Annotated in this window: 12 protein-coding genes and 1 tRNA gene; 7 read left to right on the top strand and 6 right to left on the bottom strand. The window is 52.3% G+C overall.

The features are described 5' to 3' along the window. Positions 1-45 precede the first annotated feature (45 nt). Complete coding sequence (locus GS398_RS00795) at positions 46-3,072, bottom strand: protein O-mannosyl-transferase family (RefSeq protein WP_160904853.1); 3,027 nt, start codon at positions 3,070-3,072, stop codon at positions 46-48. A gap of 218 nt (positions 3,073-3,290) precedes the next feature. On the opposite strand from GS398_RS00795, the gene GS398_RS00790 reads away from it, so the two are divergent. From GS398_RS00790 to GS398_RS00770, 5 genes are all read left to right on the top strand, one after another. Beyond that, a tRNA-Gln gene (locus tag GS398_RS00790) sits at positions 3,291-3,361 on the top strand. 66 nt (positions 3,362-3,427) lie between these two features. Next, positions 3,428-4,378 carry a ribose-phosphate pyrophosphokinase gene (locus tag GS398_RS00785; protein WP_160904852.1) on the top strand — a complete coding sequence of 317 codons (951 nt, stop codon included), beginning with the start codon at positions 3,428-3,430 and terminating at the stop codon, positions 4,376-4,378. 15 nt (positions 4,379-4,393) lie between these two features. Next, positions 4,394-4,972 carry a 50S ribosomal protein L25/general stress protein Ctc gene (locus GS398_RS00780; RefSeq protein WP_160904851.1) on the top strand — a complete coding sequence of 193 codons (579 nt, stop codon included), beginning with the start codon at positions 4,394-4,396 and terminating at the stop codon, positions 4,970-4,972. Positions 4,973-5,106: 134 nt separating this feature from the next. Next, positions 5,107-5,667, top strand: a complete 561-nt coding sequence (gene pth, locus GS398_RS00775) for an aminoacyl-tRNA hydrolase (protein WP_160904850.1) — start codon at positions 5,107-5,109, stop codon at positions 5,665-5,667. Positions 5,668-5,722: 55 nt separating this feature from the next. Then, on the top strand, positions 5,723-11,803 hold the full coding sequence (locus tag GS398_RS00770) for an alpha-2-macroglobulin family protein (protein ID WP_160904849.1): 6,081 nt from the start codon (positions 5,723-5,725) through the stop codon (positions 11,801-11,803). 72 nt (positions 11,804-11,875) lie between these two features. Here the strand turns inward: GS398_RS00770 and GS398_RS00765 are convergent, their stop codons facing one another. The 3 genes from GS398_RS00765 to folB are packed head-to-tail and all read right to left on the bottom strand — an operon-like array spanning position 11,876 to position 14,290. After that, positions 11,876-12,523 carry an MgtC/SapB family protein gene (locus GS398_RS00765; protein ID WP_160904848.1) on the bottom strand — a complete coding sequence of 216 codons (648 nt, stop codon included), beginning with the start codon at positions 12,521-12,523 and terminating at the stop codon, positions 11,876-11,878. Between the two features lies 1 nt (position 12,524). Next, positions 12,525-13,925 (bottom strand): FAD-binding oxidoreductase, encoded by a 1,401-nt coding sequence (locus GS398_RS00760; protein WP_160904847.1) that lies wholly within the window; start codon positions 13,923-13,925, stop codon positions 12,525-12,527. Continuing rightward, positions 13,922-14,290: a dihydroneopterin aldolase gene (folB, locus tag GS398_RS00755; RefSeq protein WP_160904846.1), complete on the bottom strand. Its 369-nt coding sequence runs from the start codon at positions 14,288-14,290 to the stop codon at positions 13,922-13,924. The genes GS398_RS00760 and folB overlap by 4 nt, the downstream gene beginning before the upstream one ends. Positions 14,291-14,374: 84 nt before the next feature. Between folB and GS398_RS00750 the strand changes: the two genes are divergently transcribed. Next, positions 14,375-15,571 (top strand): acyl-CoA dehydrogenase family protein, encoded by a 1,197-nt coding sequence (locus GS398_RS00750; RefSeq protein WP_160904845.1) that lies wholly within the window; start codon positions 14,375-14,377, stop codon positions 15,569-15,571. Between the two features lie 48 nt (positions 15,572-15,619). After that, positions 15,620-15,832 carry a hypothetical protein gene (locus GS398_RS00745; RefSeq protein WP_160904844.1) on the top strand — a complete coding sequence of 71 codons (213 nt, stop codon included), beginning with the start codon at positions 15,620-15,622 and terminating at the stop codon, positions 15,830-15,832. A gap of 41 nt (positions 15,833-15,873) precedes the next feature. Here the strand turns inward: GS398_RS00745 and GS398_RS22195 are convergent, their stop codons facing one another. Together GS398_RS22195 and GS398_RS00735 are read right to left on the bottom strand one after the other, a co-directional pair. Beyond that, positions 15,874-18,042 carry a M1 family metallopeptidase gene (locus GS398_RS22195; RefSeq protein WP_202405911.1) on the bottom strand — a complete coding sequence of 723 codons (2,169 nt, stop codon included), beginning with the start codon at positions 18,040-18,042 and terminating at the stop codon, positions 15,874-15,876. 103 nt (positions 18,043-18,145) lie between these two features. Next, positions 18,146-18,490, bottom strand: coding sequence for an arsenate reductase (locus GS398_RS00735; protein WP_160904843.1), 345 nt, complete (start codon positions 18,488-18,490; stop codon positions 18,146-18,148). Positions 18,491-18,500: the final 10 nt, after the last annotated feature.

Genomic DNA, 18,500 nt, shown 5'->3' with positions numbered 1-18,500 from the left:
CGCCTTTTTGTTATTAACTGCCAGCTGCCAGCAATCTGCAGACGGCTATCGCCCCATAAAGCTCGATTCGAACCCTTTGAAAGTGGTTTCCAGCTCTTTGTTCAATGCGGTTTGCTTGTTTTCGCCGGTGATCTTGATCAGTTCGTTCAGTACCGACATACCTAACTGGATATCGTTACCGCTCAGGTTCTCCTGTCCCTGCGACAGGGAGTGCAGGTAATCGAGCTCACGGGTAATATAGGCAGCGGTGTTTTTAACCAGCTTGTTCGCTTTTTCGGTCTCCTTCAGCTTGTACAGCAGGTCGGCGGTATAATACCGGTGCAGGGTGAAGTAAAGCGAGTAGTTCTTGTCGGGCACCACATCCAGCGATTTCTGGACGGTTTTCCGGGCTTCTTCTACTTTTCCTTCTTCCAGCAGCTTTTGCGCAAGCTGGTTAAAGCTCTTGATAATGATGCCTATCATGCGGGTACTTTCAGGGTCGAGGTATTTAGCCCCGCGCATGTTTCCCCACACGAACTTGTTCACCATGTTGTTATACATGGCATTGGCGTTGATCTTATCGTCGTCGCGCGCCAGCGAATCGGGCGTGGTGTTTTTCAGCGGAAGCAGCCGGTAGGCAAAGCCTTCGTTGTAAAGGTATTTATCCAGCCCGTTGTAGTTGCTGGCAGGAACGGTTACCGCGAAGTAAACCGGGCGTTTCCAGTTGTTATGTGCCAGGATATCAAACATGGCGAGGTCCTGCTTGGCTACATAGTTCTTGTTGTAGGTCCATTCCATGGATGTGGCGATACTGTCGCGCATGCGGGCGTCCACGGTTTTGGTGGCAATCACTTCATCCGGGTTATTGGTGATCTTAAAGTGCTTGGTGGGCAGGATATTGGCCTTTGCCCCGGCATCATCGTACTGGTCGGTCACCATATCGTTCGGGTTATCCGAAACCAGGATATCGAAAACGCTCTTCAGTTCCACGCTGCCCGGGATCTGGTAATCGTTATACCTGATCACGTCGCGCACGCCCTGTACAAACTTATCATTGCTCATGGTGATGGGCAGCGGCCCGGCATCGTTCACCTTGAACTTCATCTGGCGGATATACCAGTCGGTACCCAGGAGGCTCAGGTTCACGATACGTACGTCCGGACGTACATTTTCCACTTCCTGGGCATACCAGAGCGGGTAGGTGTCGTTATCGCCATAGGTGAAGAGGATCGCGTTCGGCGCACAGGATTCCAGGTAGTCGATGGCGAAATCGCGGGGCGTGGTTTTGGTAGAACGGTCGTGATCGTCCCATCCCTGCTGTGCCATGATCACCGGCGCGGCGAGCAGCCCGGCAATAGTGGCAAGGGCAGCGCCGGTAACCGGCGAAAATTTTTTCAGCCATTCGGCGATGCCGGCTACACCGAGACCTATCCATATCGCGAAGGCATAAAATGAACCGGTGTAAGCGTAGTCACGTTCGCGTGGCTGGAGCGGCGTTTGGTTAAGGTAAAGTACAATGGCAAGGCCGGTGGAGATAAACAGTAGACCAACAATACCGGCATCTTTCTGGTTACGTTTAAAATGCCACATGGCGCCGATGATGCCGAGTATCAGCGGAAGACAGTAGAACCTGTTGTATGATTTATTGTCGATGGTGCTTTCCGGCAGTTTATCCTGCGAACCCAGGCGCATGGCGTCCAGCGGCTTAATGCCGGTGATCCAGTTCCCGTCTTTATAGTTGCCATGCCCCTGCTCATCATTCTGCCGGCCCACAAAGTTCCAGGCAAAATAACGCACGTACATAAAGCCCGTCTGGTAGCTAAAGAAGAAGCCCATGTTGTGGTAGAACTTAGGCGATTCTTCCGCGCCGAGCTGCATCCAGTCGCGGTAGTAATCGATATGCGACTGTTCATCGCTAAACATCCTCGGGAACAGTGTATTTCGGTCGTAAACGGTCTCGTACTTATGACCGGCAACCTCGTATTTGTCTTTTCCCTTGCGGTAAATGCCTGCGCCCTGGGTATATTCTGTTGGCTTGGAGTCGAAATACTGGCCGTATAACAATGGCCTGTCGCCGTACTGCTCGCGGTTAAGGTAGCTTAGCAGGGCGAATACGTTCTCCGGATCGCTGTTGTTAAGGCTGGTGTTCGCTTTCGCGCGGATCACGATCATGGCGTAAGAACTGTATCCCACCAGGATAAAGATCATGCAGATTACCGCCATGTTAAGCACCGGTTTTGCGTTCCGGATGGAATAGAACAACAGGTAAGTAATGCCGCCGATAACGAGGGCAATAAACAGTATCGTGCCGGTACCAAAGCCCATGCCCAGCGAATTCACAAAGAACAGGTCGAAATAAGCGGCGAATTTAATCAGGTACTGGATCACGCCGTACTGTACCACGGCGAGGATCACCACCCCCAGGAAAAGTGCCCAGATGGTGCCTTTGGAAGTAGGTTGTTTGGATCTGCGGAAATAATACACTACCGCGATGGCCGGGATGGCCAGGAGATTCAGCAAGTGAACACCGATAGAAAGCCCCATGATATAGGCGATAAAGATCAGCCAGCGGTCGGCTTTGGGCTCGTCGGCGTGGGTGTCCCATTTAAGGATCGCCCAAAATACGATCGCGGTACATAGCGATGACATGGCGTATACCTCAGACTCAACGGCCGAAAACCAGAAAGAATCAGAGAAAGTATACGCCAGCGCGCCCACTAAGCCCGAGCCGAGTATGATGATCAGCTGGCTGTTGGTGGCGGTTGCGCCCCTTGGCAGCATGATCTTTTTCGCCAGGGCGGTGATAGACCAGAACAGGAAAAGAATGGTGGCCGCGCTCGATAATGCCGAGCCCACGTTCATCCAGTACGCAACGGCGTGAATATCGCCCATAGCCAGCAGCGAAAACATCTTCTGGATCATAAGGAACAGCGGCGCTCCCGGTTGGTGCACCACCTGCAGCTTATAAGCCGCAGAAATAAACTCTCCGCAATCCCAAAAGCTCGCAGAAGGCTCCAGCGTTAATATATAGGTAACAGTTGCGATCAGGAAACAGATCCATCCGCCGATATTATTGATCTTATTGTAATTCATAATTGGTGCCGAAAATAGCAAATCTCTTTAACAATGAACAATGGGTGGTACGCAATGAACGATATCTGTCCCGTTGTTACAAATAACCCGGGCGCAAAGCCCGGAATAAGGGCGCCACATTCCTTAGTAAAACGGTTAAAAGTAAAAAAATCTTGGACGTATCGCTCAATCCCGCTATATTTGCAATCCATTTCGGAAAAATAGCCGGAATGGAGTTTTGCCCGATAGTATAAAGGTAGTACAACTGATTTTGGTTCAGTTTGTCTAGGTTCGAATCCTGGTCGGGCAACATAAAGTTTCGGTTCGTCTATCGGCTTGCGAAGGTGCTGAAATCAGGATATCCGAATTTTACATCATGCCACAGCAGTTTAATCCCGTAAAGTTATTTGCCGGTTCAGGTACCGAAGAGCTTGGCCGTAAGATCGCCGAGGCGCACGGAAGAGAACTGGGAGACCTTAGCGTCGCCAGGTTCAGCGATGGGGAAATTCAGCCTTCCTTTAACGAATCCGTAAGAGGATGCGATGTATTTCTGATCCAGTCCACCTACCAGCCTAACGACAATTTAATCGAGCTCCTGCTGCTTACCGATGCCGCCAAACGTGCTTCCGCGCATTACATCACGGTAGTGGTGCCATACTTCGGATGGGCGAGGCAGGACCGAAAGGACAAGCCGCGGGTAGCCATCGGCGCCAAGCTAATGGCAAACCTGATCATGGCTGCCGGTGCACACCGCATTATGACCATGGACCTGCACGCCGCCCAGATCCAGGGATTTTTTGATATCCCGGTTGATCACCTCGACGCATCGGTGATCTTTGTGCCTTATATCCGCAGCCTTAACCTGCCGAACCTTACCATCGCTTCGCCGGATATCGGCGGATCATACCGTGCCCGTACCTTTGCCAAGTATTTCAACGCGGAGATCATTATCTGCGATAAGCGCCGTAAACGTGCCAACGAGATCGAATCGATGTCGATCATCGGGGATGTGTCGGGCCGCGATATCGTGCTCATCGACGATATCTGCGACACCGCAGGTACCTTGTCGAAAGCAGCAGCCCTCATCATGGAGAACGGCGCCAACAGCGTACGTGCCGTATGTACGCATGCGGTGCTTTCAGGTAAAGCGTACGATACCATCGAAAACTCGGTCCTTTCAGAACTGATCGTTACAGATACCATCCCGCTGAAACGGGAAGGCGGAAAGATCAGGCAGCTATCTACCGCAGATCTGTTCGCCCGGGCCATTGCAAATGTAAATGAACATGGCTCTATCAGCCAGTTATTTAAAATAGATCAAGCATAATTAAATTAAGTAAAAATGAAAACTATCGCTATTAGCGGTTCCCTCAGGGGGGACGTAGGGAAACGCGACGCAAAAGAATTGCGTTACGAAGGTAAAGTGCCTGCAGTATTGTACGGCGGAAAATCACAGCTTCACTTCTCGGTACTGGCTACCGATCTGAAACCTGTAGTATACACACCGGATGTACATTTCGTAGAGCTTACTGTAGGCGACGTAACCGCACAAGCCATTATACAGGACATCCAGTTCCACCCGTTAACCGAGCAGATGCTGCACGTTGACTTTATGGAGCTTAACGCCGGGAAACCGTTAGTGATGGAGATCCCTGTGAAGTTGACAGGAACATCGCCTGGTGTTAAAGTAGGTGGTAAACTGATCCAGAAATTACGCAAGCTGCGCGTAAAAGCCTTACCTGACAGCATCCCGCAGTACGTGGAGATCAGCCTCGAGACCCTCGAAGTTGGAAAATCCGTTCGCGTAGGCGACCTGAAATTCCCCGACTTCGCGATTACCAACAACGTCGATGATACCATCGTTTCCGTAGGTATGTCACGTGCACTGAAACAGGCGGAGCAGGACGCGAAAGGAAAATAATTGTGAGTTGTCAGTGATCAGTTGCCAGTGATCAGTGATAACAAAGCGCCAAAAGAAGGGGGCTGTTCACAAGAGCAGCCTCCTTTTTATATTACGGAGCAACTGACAACTGGCAACTGATCACTGACAACTCAATGAAATACCTCGTCGCCGGCCTCGGTAATATCGGTCCCGAATACAAAGATACCCGCCACAATATCGGTTTCATGGTGGCAGATGCCCTGGCAAAGCAGGCAGGTGCTGATTTTGTGAACCTCCGGCTGGCGTACTATACAGAATTAAGCCATAAAGGAAAAAAGATCTTCCTGGTAAAGCCAACCACCTATATGAACCTGAGCGGCAAAGCGGTGAATTACTGGATGAACGAACTTAAGATCCCCGTTGAGAACGTGCTGGTGGTGGTGGACGAACTGGCGCTGCCTTTCGGAACGCTCCGGCTTAAGCCTAAGGGCAGCAGCGCGGGACATAACGGGTTAAAAAGCATCGAGGCTTCGCTCGGCGGACAGAATTACGCACGCCTGCGGTTTGGGGTGGGCGATAACTATCCCAAAGGCAGGCAGGTAGACTATGTGCTCAGCGGGTTTGATAAGGACGAACAGCCGGCACTTCCCGGATTGATCGACCGTTCTATCGAGATCATTCAAAGCTTTGTGACCGCCGGGCCCGAACTTACTATGACCCGGTATAATAAGTAAGGTACATTTATGGAAATGAGGTCGAAAAGCTATCTTCAAAGTAAAATAGCCGGATATGTTTCATTTTTCCCGTTGCCGTCGTTTTCTCACGACAATCCTTTGTAGCTGCGCCCTTTTTCCCGGTAATGCCGGGTTTGCCCAGGACAAGCCATTCGAAAAGCTGGTAAAAAAGATCGACTCCCTGGCCACCATCGGGTTGGCAGGTTCCGCGTTTAAACAGGTGGACTCACTGTATATCTTCGCGCAGGAAAAAAAGGACCCGGTAATGCTCGTCCGTGCAGCGATATACAAAATGATCTTTCTCAGCTACCTCGAGGAGGACGCGCTCCCGGCGGTGATCGATGGCCTGAGAACAGACATCGGGCGTGCTGCTTATCCGGGGAAAGCCGTGCTTCAGTCGCTGCTGGCCGAAACGTACTGGCGCTATTACCAGCAGAACCGGTACAAGTTCAGCCAGCGCGCTACCATGGAAAAGCCCGGCACCGATTATACGCGCTGGGACCTCCGCACCCTGGTACGGGAGATATCCGCTATTTATAAATACTCGCTCAGCCAGGAAAAACTGCTTAAAGACATCCCCGTTTCCACCTTCGCCGGGGCGCTGAAAGGAGATAAGCTTACCCGCAAATACCGCCCGACCTTATACGACCTGCTGCTCCACCGCGCCCTGGATTTCTTTCTCTCCGAGGATTCCTATATGCCCGGCGCTAACGATGGGGTCCTGTTCGATGACCCGCGGTCGTTCGGCGATAGCCGTAGCTTTGCCAGTCTCATAATTTCCCGTAAGGACACCAGCCTGCTGGCATATTCCGGCGCGGTATTGCTGCAGCAGGGTACAGCCTTTCACCTGGAAAGCGACCGTCCGGAAGCGCTTGCCGACCTGGATCTCAGGCGGCTGGAGTTTGTGTGGAGGAGATCGCGGATCTCTCAAAAGGATTCGCTGTACATGCAGGCGCTGCGGAAAATGGCCACCGGGCAAGGCAGTTTCACAGTGGCTGCCGATGCCTTGGTGCTCATGGCGAAATATGAGAAGCAGAACAGGCGCTTCCGCAATGCGGTGCCTTACCTGCTTGAGGCCATCGCCCGTTACCCGGGAAGCCAGGGGGCGGGTAACGCGGCAATCATGCTCGACGAGATCCGCGAGCGCAAACTCAACCTCCAGGTTGAAAATATTAACCTCCCCGGGAAGCCCATCCTGGCTTTGCTCGGATACCGTAACCCATTACCGGTTTCACTTAAGATCTACCGCGTCACGGTGGCGATGCTGAGGGCATACAATAAAGAGAGATCGAACAGTTACGGGCGGAGCCCGGGCAGAAAGGAGCTTAACTGGATTCAGGCCCTGCCGCCCGTACAGGAAAAAGAAATTACACCACCGGATCCGGGCGATTATAGCGATCACTCTGTGGAAATAGATATCCAGCCCCTCGAAGCAGGTCGTTACATCGTAGCAGTAACGGGCGCGGATACGCTGCTTACCGTAACCGGAAGCTTTCACGTTTCGGAAATGGCGGCTTTGAACAGGGCGCTTGTTTCGGGCCAGCGGGAGGTGATGGTGGTAAACCGCCAAACCGGTAAGCCCGTAAACAATGTGCAGGTAACCGTAGAATACGCAAATGACAAAAGCTTTACGCGTACCGTGAAGGGAACTACTACCGCCGGCCGCTTTCGCTTTGCGGCAGCTGAGTACGCCTACGGGATGGGTACGTTAATACTTGTTAAAGGTAAAGATACGTTGCTTCAGGATAACGGCTATTATGGCGATGGCGGTTATGATCGCAACGCCGATAGCCCGGTTATACAAACGACACTCATCACCGACAGGCAGATCTACCGCCCCGGGCAAACCATCTGGTTTAAGGGATACCAGCTGAGCCGGCAGGTGAACAAAAGCGTATTGGTGAAGAATGAACCGGTGGAACTGAAAATAACCGGCATAAACGGTAAGGAACTGGGTACGATGCCGTTCGTAACCAACGATTTCGGAAGTTTCAGCGGCTCATTTATGCTGCCCCAGGTACTTCAGGGCGGGATGGTTACGCTTAGAACGAAAAGCGGGCAGGTTGGCGTGATGATCGAAGAATACAAAAGACCGACCTTCCAGGTGAAGCTCGACCCGGTAAAAGAAGCCTATCATATTAATGACAGCATAAAAGTAACCGGCCGGGTGGTCGCGTTTTCGGGCTACGGATTGTCAAACGCCAGGATCGCTTACCGCGTAACCCGAACCACGTCGGCCCGCGATTACCCGGATTATCGGTATAACGCGTTGCCGCCGGTGGAAATAAGGACCGACACCATCCTTACGGATGCGGGAGGTACGTTTACCATACGCTTCCGCGCGGCGGCGGACGATACCCTCTCGCGAAACGTCCATACCTTCCTGGTAAGCGCCGACGTAACAGACGGCAGCGGTGAAACGCGCCCCGCCTCCGTATCTATTGCGGTAGCTAAGCAGGTATTGAGGCTTTCTACCAATATACGGCCGACTATTTTACCAGCCGACTCGCTTAAATTCATCTACCAGCTACGCAACCTGGGTAATCACCGGATAGCGGGTAAGCTGGATGTAAAGGTATTTTCGTTGAAGTCGCCGGGACAACCGGTAAACGAAAGGTTCTGGAATATGCCCGATCAGCACCTGATGAGCAGGGAATACTTCGAACGCAACTTTCCCTTGTACGATTATTCGGGCGACCGCGCCTTTCCCCGCTGGGTGAAACAGCAGCAAGTGGCAGATTTTAAGCTAACTGCCGACACCACCGGGTACCCGTTGCTGGACCTGGCATTACTCAGAAAGCGGCCTGCCGGGATGTACCGCGTGGAGATCGCGGCCCGGACAGCCAGGGGCGATACGATTTCGACAATTGCGTTTCTGAATGTACTTGAGTATGGCGCCGCCGTGCTTACCCGCGAAAACTGGGTGGTACCCGCTGTTGTTTCGGGCAAGGCCGGCCAGCAGGCGGAAATATGGGCCGGAAACGGCGAAAAAAATAATGTGTTCGTAGAAGTGTATGACGGCAGGAATCTCCTTTCTGAAGAATGGCTGCAAGCGGGTGAGAAACAGCTCCGGAAAACCATCGCTATAAGGGAGAACAGTGATCGCCTCCGCGTAAATGTGCTGATGATGACCGATAACCGGGTTTATAACTGGAGCGGACGGATTACGCTTGTACAACCGGAAAACCCGTTGCGGCTTACTTTCTCAAGCTTCCGCGACAAACTGCAGCCGGGTGATAAAGAGCAATGGGAGATGAAGATTACCGGCCAGGATGAAGGGGAAACGGCTGAAATGGTGGCTGGCTTGTACGATGCTTCCCTCGACGACCTGTTGTCAACAATGCCATGGCCGGCCAACCTGTCGACGTACAACCGCTATTATCCCGATTATAACCGCTGGCAAGCGGAAGACTATAACCGTGTGGCATTTATCCGGCCGATTTATAGTTTTTACCGTAGCTTTCCGCTGTCGGAAAGGAATTACGAAACCCTGAACCTTTTTGGCTACAGCTACTATGGGGGGTATAACAGCGCCTACAGGTGGTACCTGACCCGGGTCCGGGATGTGAAACTGCAGGGGGGTTTTAACAGCAGCGACATGCTGAATGAAATGACGGCAGGCTATGGTGCTCAGGCAAAAAAGTCGGTGGTAGGATCTATCGCCGCAATGGCTCCGATGATGTATGACGAGCTGAAAGAGGTGTCGTTGCGGCAGGAGGTGGAGGCGCTTAATGCGCGGGAAGCGCCGTTGAAGGAGGCTAACGTTACCGAAGACAACTCGATCCATGAGATGACGGAACCGCTTGTAACCATCCGCAAGAATTTTAACGAAACAGCCTTCTTTTACCCGAACCTGCGTACAGACGAAAAAGGGATGGTCACCATCGGTTTTACCATTCCTGATGCGCTTACACGCTGGAAGTTCAGGGCGCTGGCACATACCAAGGACCTGCAAAGCGGGTACCTGCAAAAAGAAGCGATTACCCAAAAGCAGCTGATGATCTCGGCGAATATGCCCAGGTTCCTGCGCGAAGGCGATACCGTTACCGTCTCTGCCCGGCTGGCCAACCTCACCGGCGAAACCATCAAAGGGCAAACTGAATTGCGCCTGTTTAACGCGATAAATATGCAGCCCGTACAATTGCTCAGGAACCCGGCGTCGGCAAAGCAGGCGTTTGAGATCGCTGCGCGGACCACCCGGCCGGTTTCATTTACCTTTATTATCCCCGCAGGATTGGACGCGCTGACCTATAATATCCGCGCCATTTCGGCCCTGCATACGGACGGGGAGGAGAATACCGTACCGGTGCTGCCTAACCGCGTCCCGGTGACGGAATCGATGCCGCTGATGGTGCGTGCCGGTCAGCAACAAACCTTTACGTTCGACCGGTTCGTTAAACAAGCATCGGGCACGCTGATCAACAAGACGCTCACCTTCGAGTTTACGTCGAACCCGGTTTGGTACGCGGTACAGGCATTGCCATACCTCTCGGAGGTTCCGTATGAATGTTCTGAGCAGGTGTTCAGCCGCTATTATGCCAATACCCTGGCGCGGCAGATCGTAAATACGTTGCCGCAAATTAAGCCCGTGTTCGAACGTTGGAAAGACAACGGCGCCTCCTCCCTGCTTTCGAACCTGGAAAAGAACCAGGAGCTTAAGGCGGTACTGGTCGAAGAAACGCCCTGGCTGCGCGATGCCGAAAGCGAAAGTGAACAGCAAAGACGGATCGCCCTCCTGTTCGACCTTAATAATATGAGTAACGCCCTTGCGGAAAACCTGTCCAAGCTCAGCAAAATGCAGCGCCCCGATGGTGGATTCCCCTGGTTTACCGGCTCTTTGTACGCCGATCAATACATTACCCAGCACATCCTGGCGGGCATGGGCCAGCTCACGGTGATCGATTCGGTAAATGCCGGGACAGCCTTAAAGCCTGTGGCGCTGAAAACGCTGGATTTTGTAGATGAAAAGATCATCGAAAACTACAGGTACGACAAGCGCGGCGCGTCTAAATCGCTCTGGCAGGGTTCCATTGTAATACATGCCTGGTATGCACGCAGCTATTTCGCTAGGGTAGCTATGAAACCTGCGCTTAAAGAAGCCTTCGAAGGGTATATAAACTTAACCAGGGCTATATGGAATAAGTGCAGTGCGTACGAGCAGGCGATGATCGCGCTTACGTTGCTGCGTTACCAACAGCCTGCGCTGCCTGCAATGATCGTACGGTCGTTAAAGGATACCGCGAAACACACCGGCGAAATGGGTATGTACTGGCCGGTAAACCAGCTGGGGTACGCCTGGAACCAATCGCCCGTAGAGGTTCAGGCAGTTATTATGGAACTGTTCGCGGAAGCCGGGGAGAATGCCGGTGATATCGAAGAGATGAAGATCTGGCTGCTGCGGAAAAAGCAAACGTCCAACTGGAAAACTACCAAGGCTACGGCCGCGGCCTGTTACGCTTTACTAATGCGCGGCAGCAACCTGCTGGCAGAAACCGCGGTGCCTGAAATAAAACTGGGGGGACACCCGCTTACCGCGCTTAAGCCTTCGCTGGTGGCGGAAACGGGCACGGGCTATTTAAAAACTGCCTGGACAGGCGAGGATATTAAACCCTTACTTGGCAATGTGGCAGTAAAAAATACGGGCAAGACCATCTCCTGGGGAGCGCTTCACTGGCAGTACCTGGAGAACCCGGACAAGCTACCGGCATCGCTGTCGGCCATGAAGCTGGAAAGAAAGTACTACATCCTGAAATACACCGCGAATGGGCCCGTGCTCACTGCTGTTGACGCGCAGCATATCCCGAAGGTTGGCGACGAATTGAAAGTAGTGATCAACATCGTGGCAGACCGCGACTATGAATACGTGCACCTTAAAGATCTTCGCCCGGCAGGTACCGAGCCGTCGGCGGTATTGTCAGGGTATAAATACCAGGATCAGTTGTATTATTACCAGGTAACGAAGGATGTTTCAACGAATTTCTTCTTCAACTACTTACCCAGGGGGAATTACGTAGTTGAATACCGGCTTCGCGTAAGCCAGCCCGGAAATTTCTCCGCAGGTTTCGCTTCTATGCAAAGCGTATACGCACCTGAATTTAACGCACATGGCGAGGGGAGCAGGGTCGTATTCAGGTAGGGACCAGTTGCCGGTGACCAGTTCCTTTAAGACGCTACGAAGTATTGACGGCTGGTTACTCACCATTCAAAACTACATCATCTCAAACGCCTTGATCTCCGGTAACCCCACCATGTACTCATCCAGGTTCCTTACCTGTTTTTTCCTGCCGTAAACCGCCAGGATCACGATAAGACAATGTTGGTCTTTGGAGATGTTCTTTCTGCTGGAGTGGAGTTTTCGCATCTTAATCTCCTGCTCGAGCTGATGTAACGGTTGCAGGTCGAGCCCGTTAAAAGTAATAGTGAACTGCTTGCGGTGATGGATACGGTCGATAAAATCTTCGATGCTGTTAAAAAGGGAAAGAATAGCAACCACAATAACGGAGAGGATTATAGCGGGTACATAATTGCCTGTACCGCACATCATGCCAATTGCCGCGGTTATCCAGATCACCGCGGCAGTGGTAAGCCCCTTTACCCAAAGCTTATCTTTGAAGATAACGCCAGCACCGATAAAACCTATTCCCGTAACGATGTTGGAAGCTATGCGGTCGTCTGCCTTGCCCGCGGCATGCTGAGATACGAGCGTGAAAATAGTGGACCCGAGGCAAATAAGGATCATGGTACGCAAACCGGCAACCTTGTTTTTATACTCGCGTTCGATACCGATCATGGCTCCGCAAACCAGGGAAGCCCCGATGTCGATCATTTCTTGCTGCCTGACGATAAAGTCGATCATGTTAAAATATTTTACCGGGGTTTAAAATCCCCTGCGGATCAAACACCGCCTTAATTCCTTTCATTAATGCCAGGTGTGTAGCGGAGTACTTTAGCGGCATGTATTCCTTTTGCACATAACCGATGCCGTGTTCCCCGGAGATGGTGCCGCCCAGCGAAACCGTAAGCTCAAAAATCTCGCGGATACCAGCTTTTAGCTTTGTATTCCAGGCATCTTCACTCATCCCCCCACGGATGATGTTGATGTGCAGGTTGCCGTCTCCGGCATGTCCGTAACAAACAGATTCAAAGCCGTACTTGTTTCCGATTTCCTTTACTCCGTTAATAAGCTGCGGTAAGCCCGCGCGGGGTACCACGGTATCTTCTTCCTTGTAGATGGAGTTCGACTTCACCGAAAGCGGCATCGTGCGGCGGATTTTCCAGAGCTCTTCTTTCTGTACAGAACTATCGGCAAACAGTACATCTGTACAACCATGGAGCTCGAGCACTTCATTTATTTTTTCGCTTTCGCCGAAGAGCACCCCGCTGTCGTTCCCATCAAGCTCTATCAGCAGGAAGGCCTGGTCTCCCGGTTTAAGCGGGAAACTGATGTGGTCAAAAACCTTCACCCATTCTATCCCTTTGCGTTCCATAAATTCGAGCGCAGACGGCAATATACCCGCCCTGAAGATGCCCGAAACGGCCGCGCATGCCTGCTCATTCGATAGGAAAGAAGCCATCATCAGCACGTTCAGCGCCGGCCGGGCGATCAGCTTCAGCACGATCTTCGTGATCACGGCAAGGGTGCCTTCCGAGCCCACCATCAATTGGGTGAGGTTGTACCCCGAAGCATATTTGAGGGTGTTGGCGCCGGTCCAGGTTACTTCGCCATCTGGCAATACGATTTCGAGGTTCAGTACATACTCACGTACTGTTCCGTATTTTACGGCACGCGGACCGCCGGACCCATGCGCTACGTTGCCGCCGAGGAAACAGCTTCCTTTACTCGACGGATCTACCGGGTACAGCAATCCGTAACCGGCCACCTCGTTCATAAATACTTCTGTAATTACACCGGGTTCTACCAGTGCCTGCAGGTTTTGCGTATCGATGGAGATGATCTTGTTCAACCGGTCCGTCGATAGCATCAGACCGCCGTTCACCGCCAGCGCGCCCCCGCTTAAGCCCGTGCCTGCCCCGCGCGGCGTTACCGGTACGCGGTGTTTGGTACAAAGCCTGAGCAGCGCCGATACTTGCGCCGTGTCGGCAGGACGTACCACTACCTCCGGGAAAAAACGGAGATCTTCTGTTTCGTCGTGTGCGAAGGGCTCCAGCTCCTCCCGGCCGCACAATACATATCCTGGTCCGGCGATCGCGGTGATCTCGGCCAGGATGTCTTCCGTTATGGGGCTGAATGGTATCATTGCCTTACAAAGCTCACTTCCACCAATGAATTGTTCACTTCTCCGCCCAGCGGGGGATGCATCTTACGGATCGCAATGCGGATGTGGGTCGCCTGCATACATTCTAAATGTACCTCGTCGAGGATATTGTGCGCCACGGTCTCGATCAGCTTACGCGGAACTTTCATCTGCGCCGACACGATCTCGAACAGCCGCTCGTAGTTGATCGTTTGTGAAAGGTCTTCATTGGCGTTGTTATATACCGGTAACGAAACTTCTGCGTCCACAAAAAACTCGGTCCCTGTAACCTGTTCTTCCGCGTAAAAGCCATGGAAGGCGAAAAAGCGGATCTTTTCTAAGGCAATTTTCCTGGTGATGGTTGACATGGCGTAAAAGTAGCAAAATAGAGAATTCTCCATTCCCATTCTCTATCCCCCACTATTTGCTACTTTTGAAAAAACCGCCGCCTCATGAACCATTCCCGTTCCCAGAAGAAAGACCTGTACGATTCTCCCGATTACTACCTGCTCGATGAGCTGCTCACGGAAGAACATAAGCTGATCCGTGCATCGGTGCGTGAGTGGGTGAAAAAGGAACTGAGCCCGGTGATAGAGGATTTCGCGCAGCGCGCGGAGTTCCCCCGGTATCTGATCCCGGGGCTTGCCGCCATCGGCGCTTTCGGCCCGACCATCCCGGTCGAATACGGCGGCGCGGGACTGGACTACACGGCTTACGGCATTATCATGCAGGAACTGGAACGCGGCGATTCCGGTATCCGGTCTACCGCCTCGGTGCAGGGATCGCTGGTAATGTACCCGATCTATGCGTTCGGGTCTGAAGAACAGAAACAAAAATACCTTCCTAAGCTGGCTGCGGGCGAAATGATGGGCTGCTTCGGCTTAACGGAACCTGATTTCGGGTCTAACCCGGGAGGGATGGTCACCAGCTTTAAGGATGCGGGAGATTACGTAGTGTTAAACGGCGCCAAGCTTTGGATCTCGAACGCACCGTTTGCCGACATTGCGGTAGTATGGGCCAAGAATGAAGAGGGCGTTGTTCACGGACTGATCGTAGAACGTGGCATGGAAGGTTTTTCTACGCCCGAAACACATCAGAAGTGGAGTCTACGCGCATCGGCAACCGGCGAGCTGGTGTTCGACCAGGTTAAGGTGCCAAAAGCCAATATCCTCCCCGGGGTAAAGGGGCTTAAAGGTCCGCTGAGCTGTCTCAACCAGGCCAGGTACGGCATTGCCTGGGGCGCTTTAGGAGCTGCCATGGATTGCTATGATACCGCGCTCCGTTACTCGAAAGAACGGGTGCAGTTCGATCGGCCGATCGGCGGATTCCAGCTTCAGCAAAAAAAACTGGCCGAGATGATCACCGAAATCACCAAGGGGCAGCTCCTCGTATGGCGTCTCGGGATACTTAAAAGCGAAAACCGGGCAACACCGGAACAAATCTCTATGGCTAAACGGAACAGTGTAGAAGTTGCGTTAGACATTGCACGCCAGGCGCGGCAGATGCTGGGCGGCATGGGCATCACCGGCGAATACCCGATCATGCGGCATATGATGAATCTCGAATCGGTGGTAACCTATGAAGGGACGCATGATATCCACCTGCTTATTACCGGCATGGACGTAACCGGCTTTAACGCGTTTAAATAGAAAACAATTCGTTTCCAAAACGATTCATAGTATATAAATATATCTCCTATGAATCGTACAGTTGGTTTAATTTTAATTCTGGCAGGCGTCGCCATGCTGGTCTGGACAGGCTTTACCTATACCAAAAAAGAAAAAGTGATCGATGCAGGCCCTATCGAAGTGTCTGCGGACAGAGAGAAGTCCGTAAACTGGCCGCCTTACCTCGGCGGCGTGCTCCTCGTGGGCGGGATTGTGGTGCTGGTGGCTTCGGGGAAAAAGTAATAGGTTGGACGTTAAACGTTTAACGTCCAACCATTACCGATTTAATCCGCTTTCTTCGCCGCGGCCGGCCATACATCGTTATCGATGTTAAAATCCGGTAATACGTGGTCGGGATCGAGCGTTACAGATTCGATCTCTTCGGTGGAAGGGAATTTGTACACCCAATATTTGTTGCGCATCCAGATCTCTACAGGGAGCTTTACGCGGGTTACTTTTCCGTTCTTGGTTTTGATGTCCATGATCACCGGCATCGGCATTTTCTCGAGGTTATCAAGGGTGATCAATGCGCCTTGTTTCGCATCGTTGTTTACGTACTTAACGTCGCGGATCGATTGGTCCAGCCGCCAGTTATTAGCGAACCAGCTGCGCCAGAACCAGTTAAGGTTTTCGCCGGCTACGTTCTCCATGGTGCGGAAAAAATCGTCGGGTGCAGGGTGCTTAAATGCCCAGCTGGCAATGTAAGCGCGGAATGCTTTATCAAAACGCTGCGGACCCAGTACCTGCTCGCGCAGCAGCACCAGTCCATAGCTTGGTTTGTTGTACAATAGGGTCCCGTTATTTACTTCTTTCAGGTTATCGGTTACGCTTAGGATCGGTTCTATATCCGGGCGGGTATACCCGGCGCCGATAGATTTAGCATCGCGCGGAGCGAAATTGCCGCGACCTCCCGGTCCTGCTCCCTGTGCGCCCGGCTGACCTGCAGCACCCTGGCCTTGTGTGCCCGGTGCAGCGCCTGCGGGGCCGGCAGCACCCTGTGCACCCCTGCCACCAAAATTTCCTCTCGGCTGTGCCGGGTGAAGCTTGCGGTAATCTGCCGTGGTAAGGGTATTAATGAACGTATTAAAGCCTTCATCCATGAAACCATACATGCGCTCGTTCGAGCCGACGATCATCGGGAACCATGTATGACCGAACTCATGGTCGGTTACACCCCAGATATCACCGGTGCCGTTGCCTTTTCCGCAGAAAACGATGCCAGGATATTCCATGCCGCCCGCAATACCGGCAACGTTAGTAGCTGCAGGGTACGGGTATTCGAACCACCGGTTTGAGTTAAACTCGAGAGAGAATTTAACCTGCTGGGTCGATTGTCCCCACGCCATGTTTTTGCCGCCCCAGCTTTCCGCCGGGTATGCGGAGATCGCGAGGGTTTTCTTCCCGCTTGGCATATTAAGCTTTGCGGCGTCGATGGCGAATGCCGCCGATGTAGCCCATGCCGCATCGCGCGCGTTTTTGATGGCAAAATGCCAGGTGAGGGTTGGTTTGCCCTGCGGGCGGGATGTAGGATCCGTCACCTCTTCCGGCGTGCGGATCATTACGGTGGAGTCGCTTGCAACCGCTTTCGCCCAACGGGCCTGTTGTACTGGCGTGTAAACCTCCGGTGTATTCAATAATTCGCCGGAGCAAACCACGATGTGATTCGAAGGCGCGGTGATCTTAATGTCGAAATCACCGTATTCGAGGTAAAACTCACCGGGACCGGTATAGGGGAGGGTATTCCATCCCTGCAGGTCGTCATATACATACATGCGCGGGTACCACTGCGCGAATTCGAAGATCCGCCCGTTCCTGGATTCGGCGATGCCCATGCGGTCAGACCCGATCACGGGCGAGATAAAGCTGTACTCTACCTGTACTTTCACCTGTCCGCCGGAAGGCTGAACGGCTGAGGGCAGGGAGACTTGCATCCGGGTATCGTCGATCATAAAATCAGCATCGGTTAGCGTGGTCTTTCCCTTAACGGTGCTTACCAGCTTCACAGACTTGATCTTATAACCTGCATCGAATACCTGTCCGCGTCCGCCGTTGCGGCTGCCGGTGGTCGGAACGATCATAGAGCCGCGCGAATCGAGTTTGAAAAGGTTCTGGTCGAGCTGCATCCACAGGTAACCGAGCTTGTTGGGACTGTTATTGGTATAGGTTACCACTTCGGTACCTGATACCTCACTTTTCTGTTCGTCGAATGAAACAGCTATCTGGTAATCGGCACGGTTTTGCCAGTATTTAGGTCCCGGCTGACCATCGGCTGCGCGATATTCCGTTCCGTTTTTTGTATAAAAGAACGGGGCAAAAGCATCGTGATAATCGTAATTGGTTTTAGGTGCGCCTACCGAGCCTATTTCAGGGCCGGCGCCCGGTCGCTGCGCCTGTGCAATTCCCACAGATGCAAGCATAGCCAGTAAAGTACCGGCTGATCTTTTAAATCTCATACCTTATTTAATAGTTAGGCGGTAAAAGTAGGTTATTGCGGCAAAAAACAGGGAAATAGCCGGCCAGGTAAGGCAAATGTTACCTGGTTGTTAATAAGAAATCCTATAAAAAGGACTCCTGGTAAGCTTTTTCATTAAAACCCACGGTAATTTTATCTCCAAACTCGATAACGGGACGTTTAATCACGCTGTTGTGGGCTTGCATCAGCCGGATGGCGTCCGCCGCCGTGGTTACCTTCGCCTGCTCTTCGGGCGTAAGCGCGCGCCAGGTGGTGCTTTTTTTATTTACAAGGATCTCCCATCCCACTTTATCGATCCATTCTTTCAGTTTTTCTTCAGAGATACCCAGCTTTTTATAATCGTGGAACCCGGGATCCATTTGGTTCGACTTTAACCAGGTTAGCGCTTTTTGTACTGTATCGCAGTTGGGGATGCCGTAGACTTTCATGAGGCGAAGG

The sequence above is a fragment of the Hufsiella ginkgonis genome (assembly GCF_009834915.1).
GTDB lineage: Bacteria > Bacteroidota > Bacteroidia > Sphingobacteriales > Sphingobacteriaceae > Hufsiella > Hufsiella ginkgonis.
The sequence above is the reverse complement of the archived record's forward strand: the minus strand, read 5'-3'. Positions and strand labels throughout refer to the sequence as shown.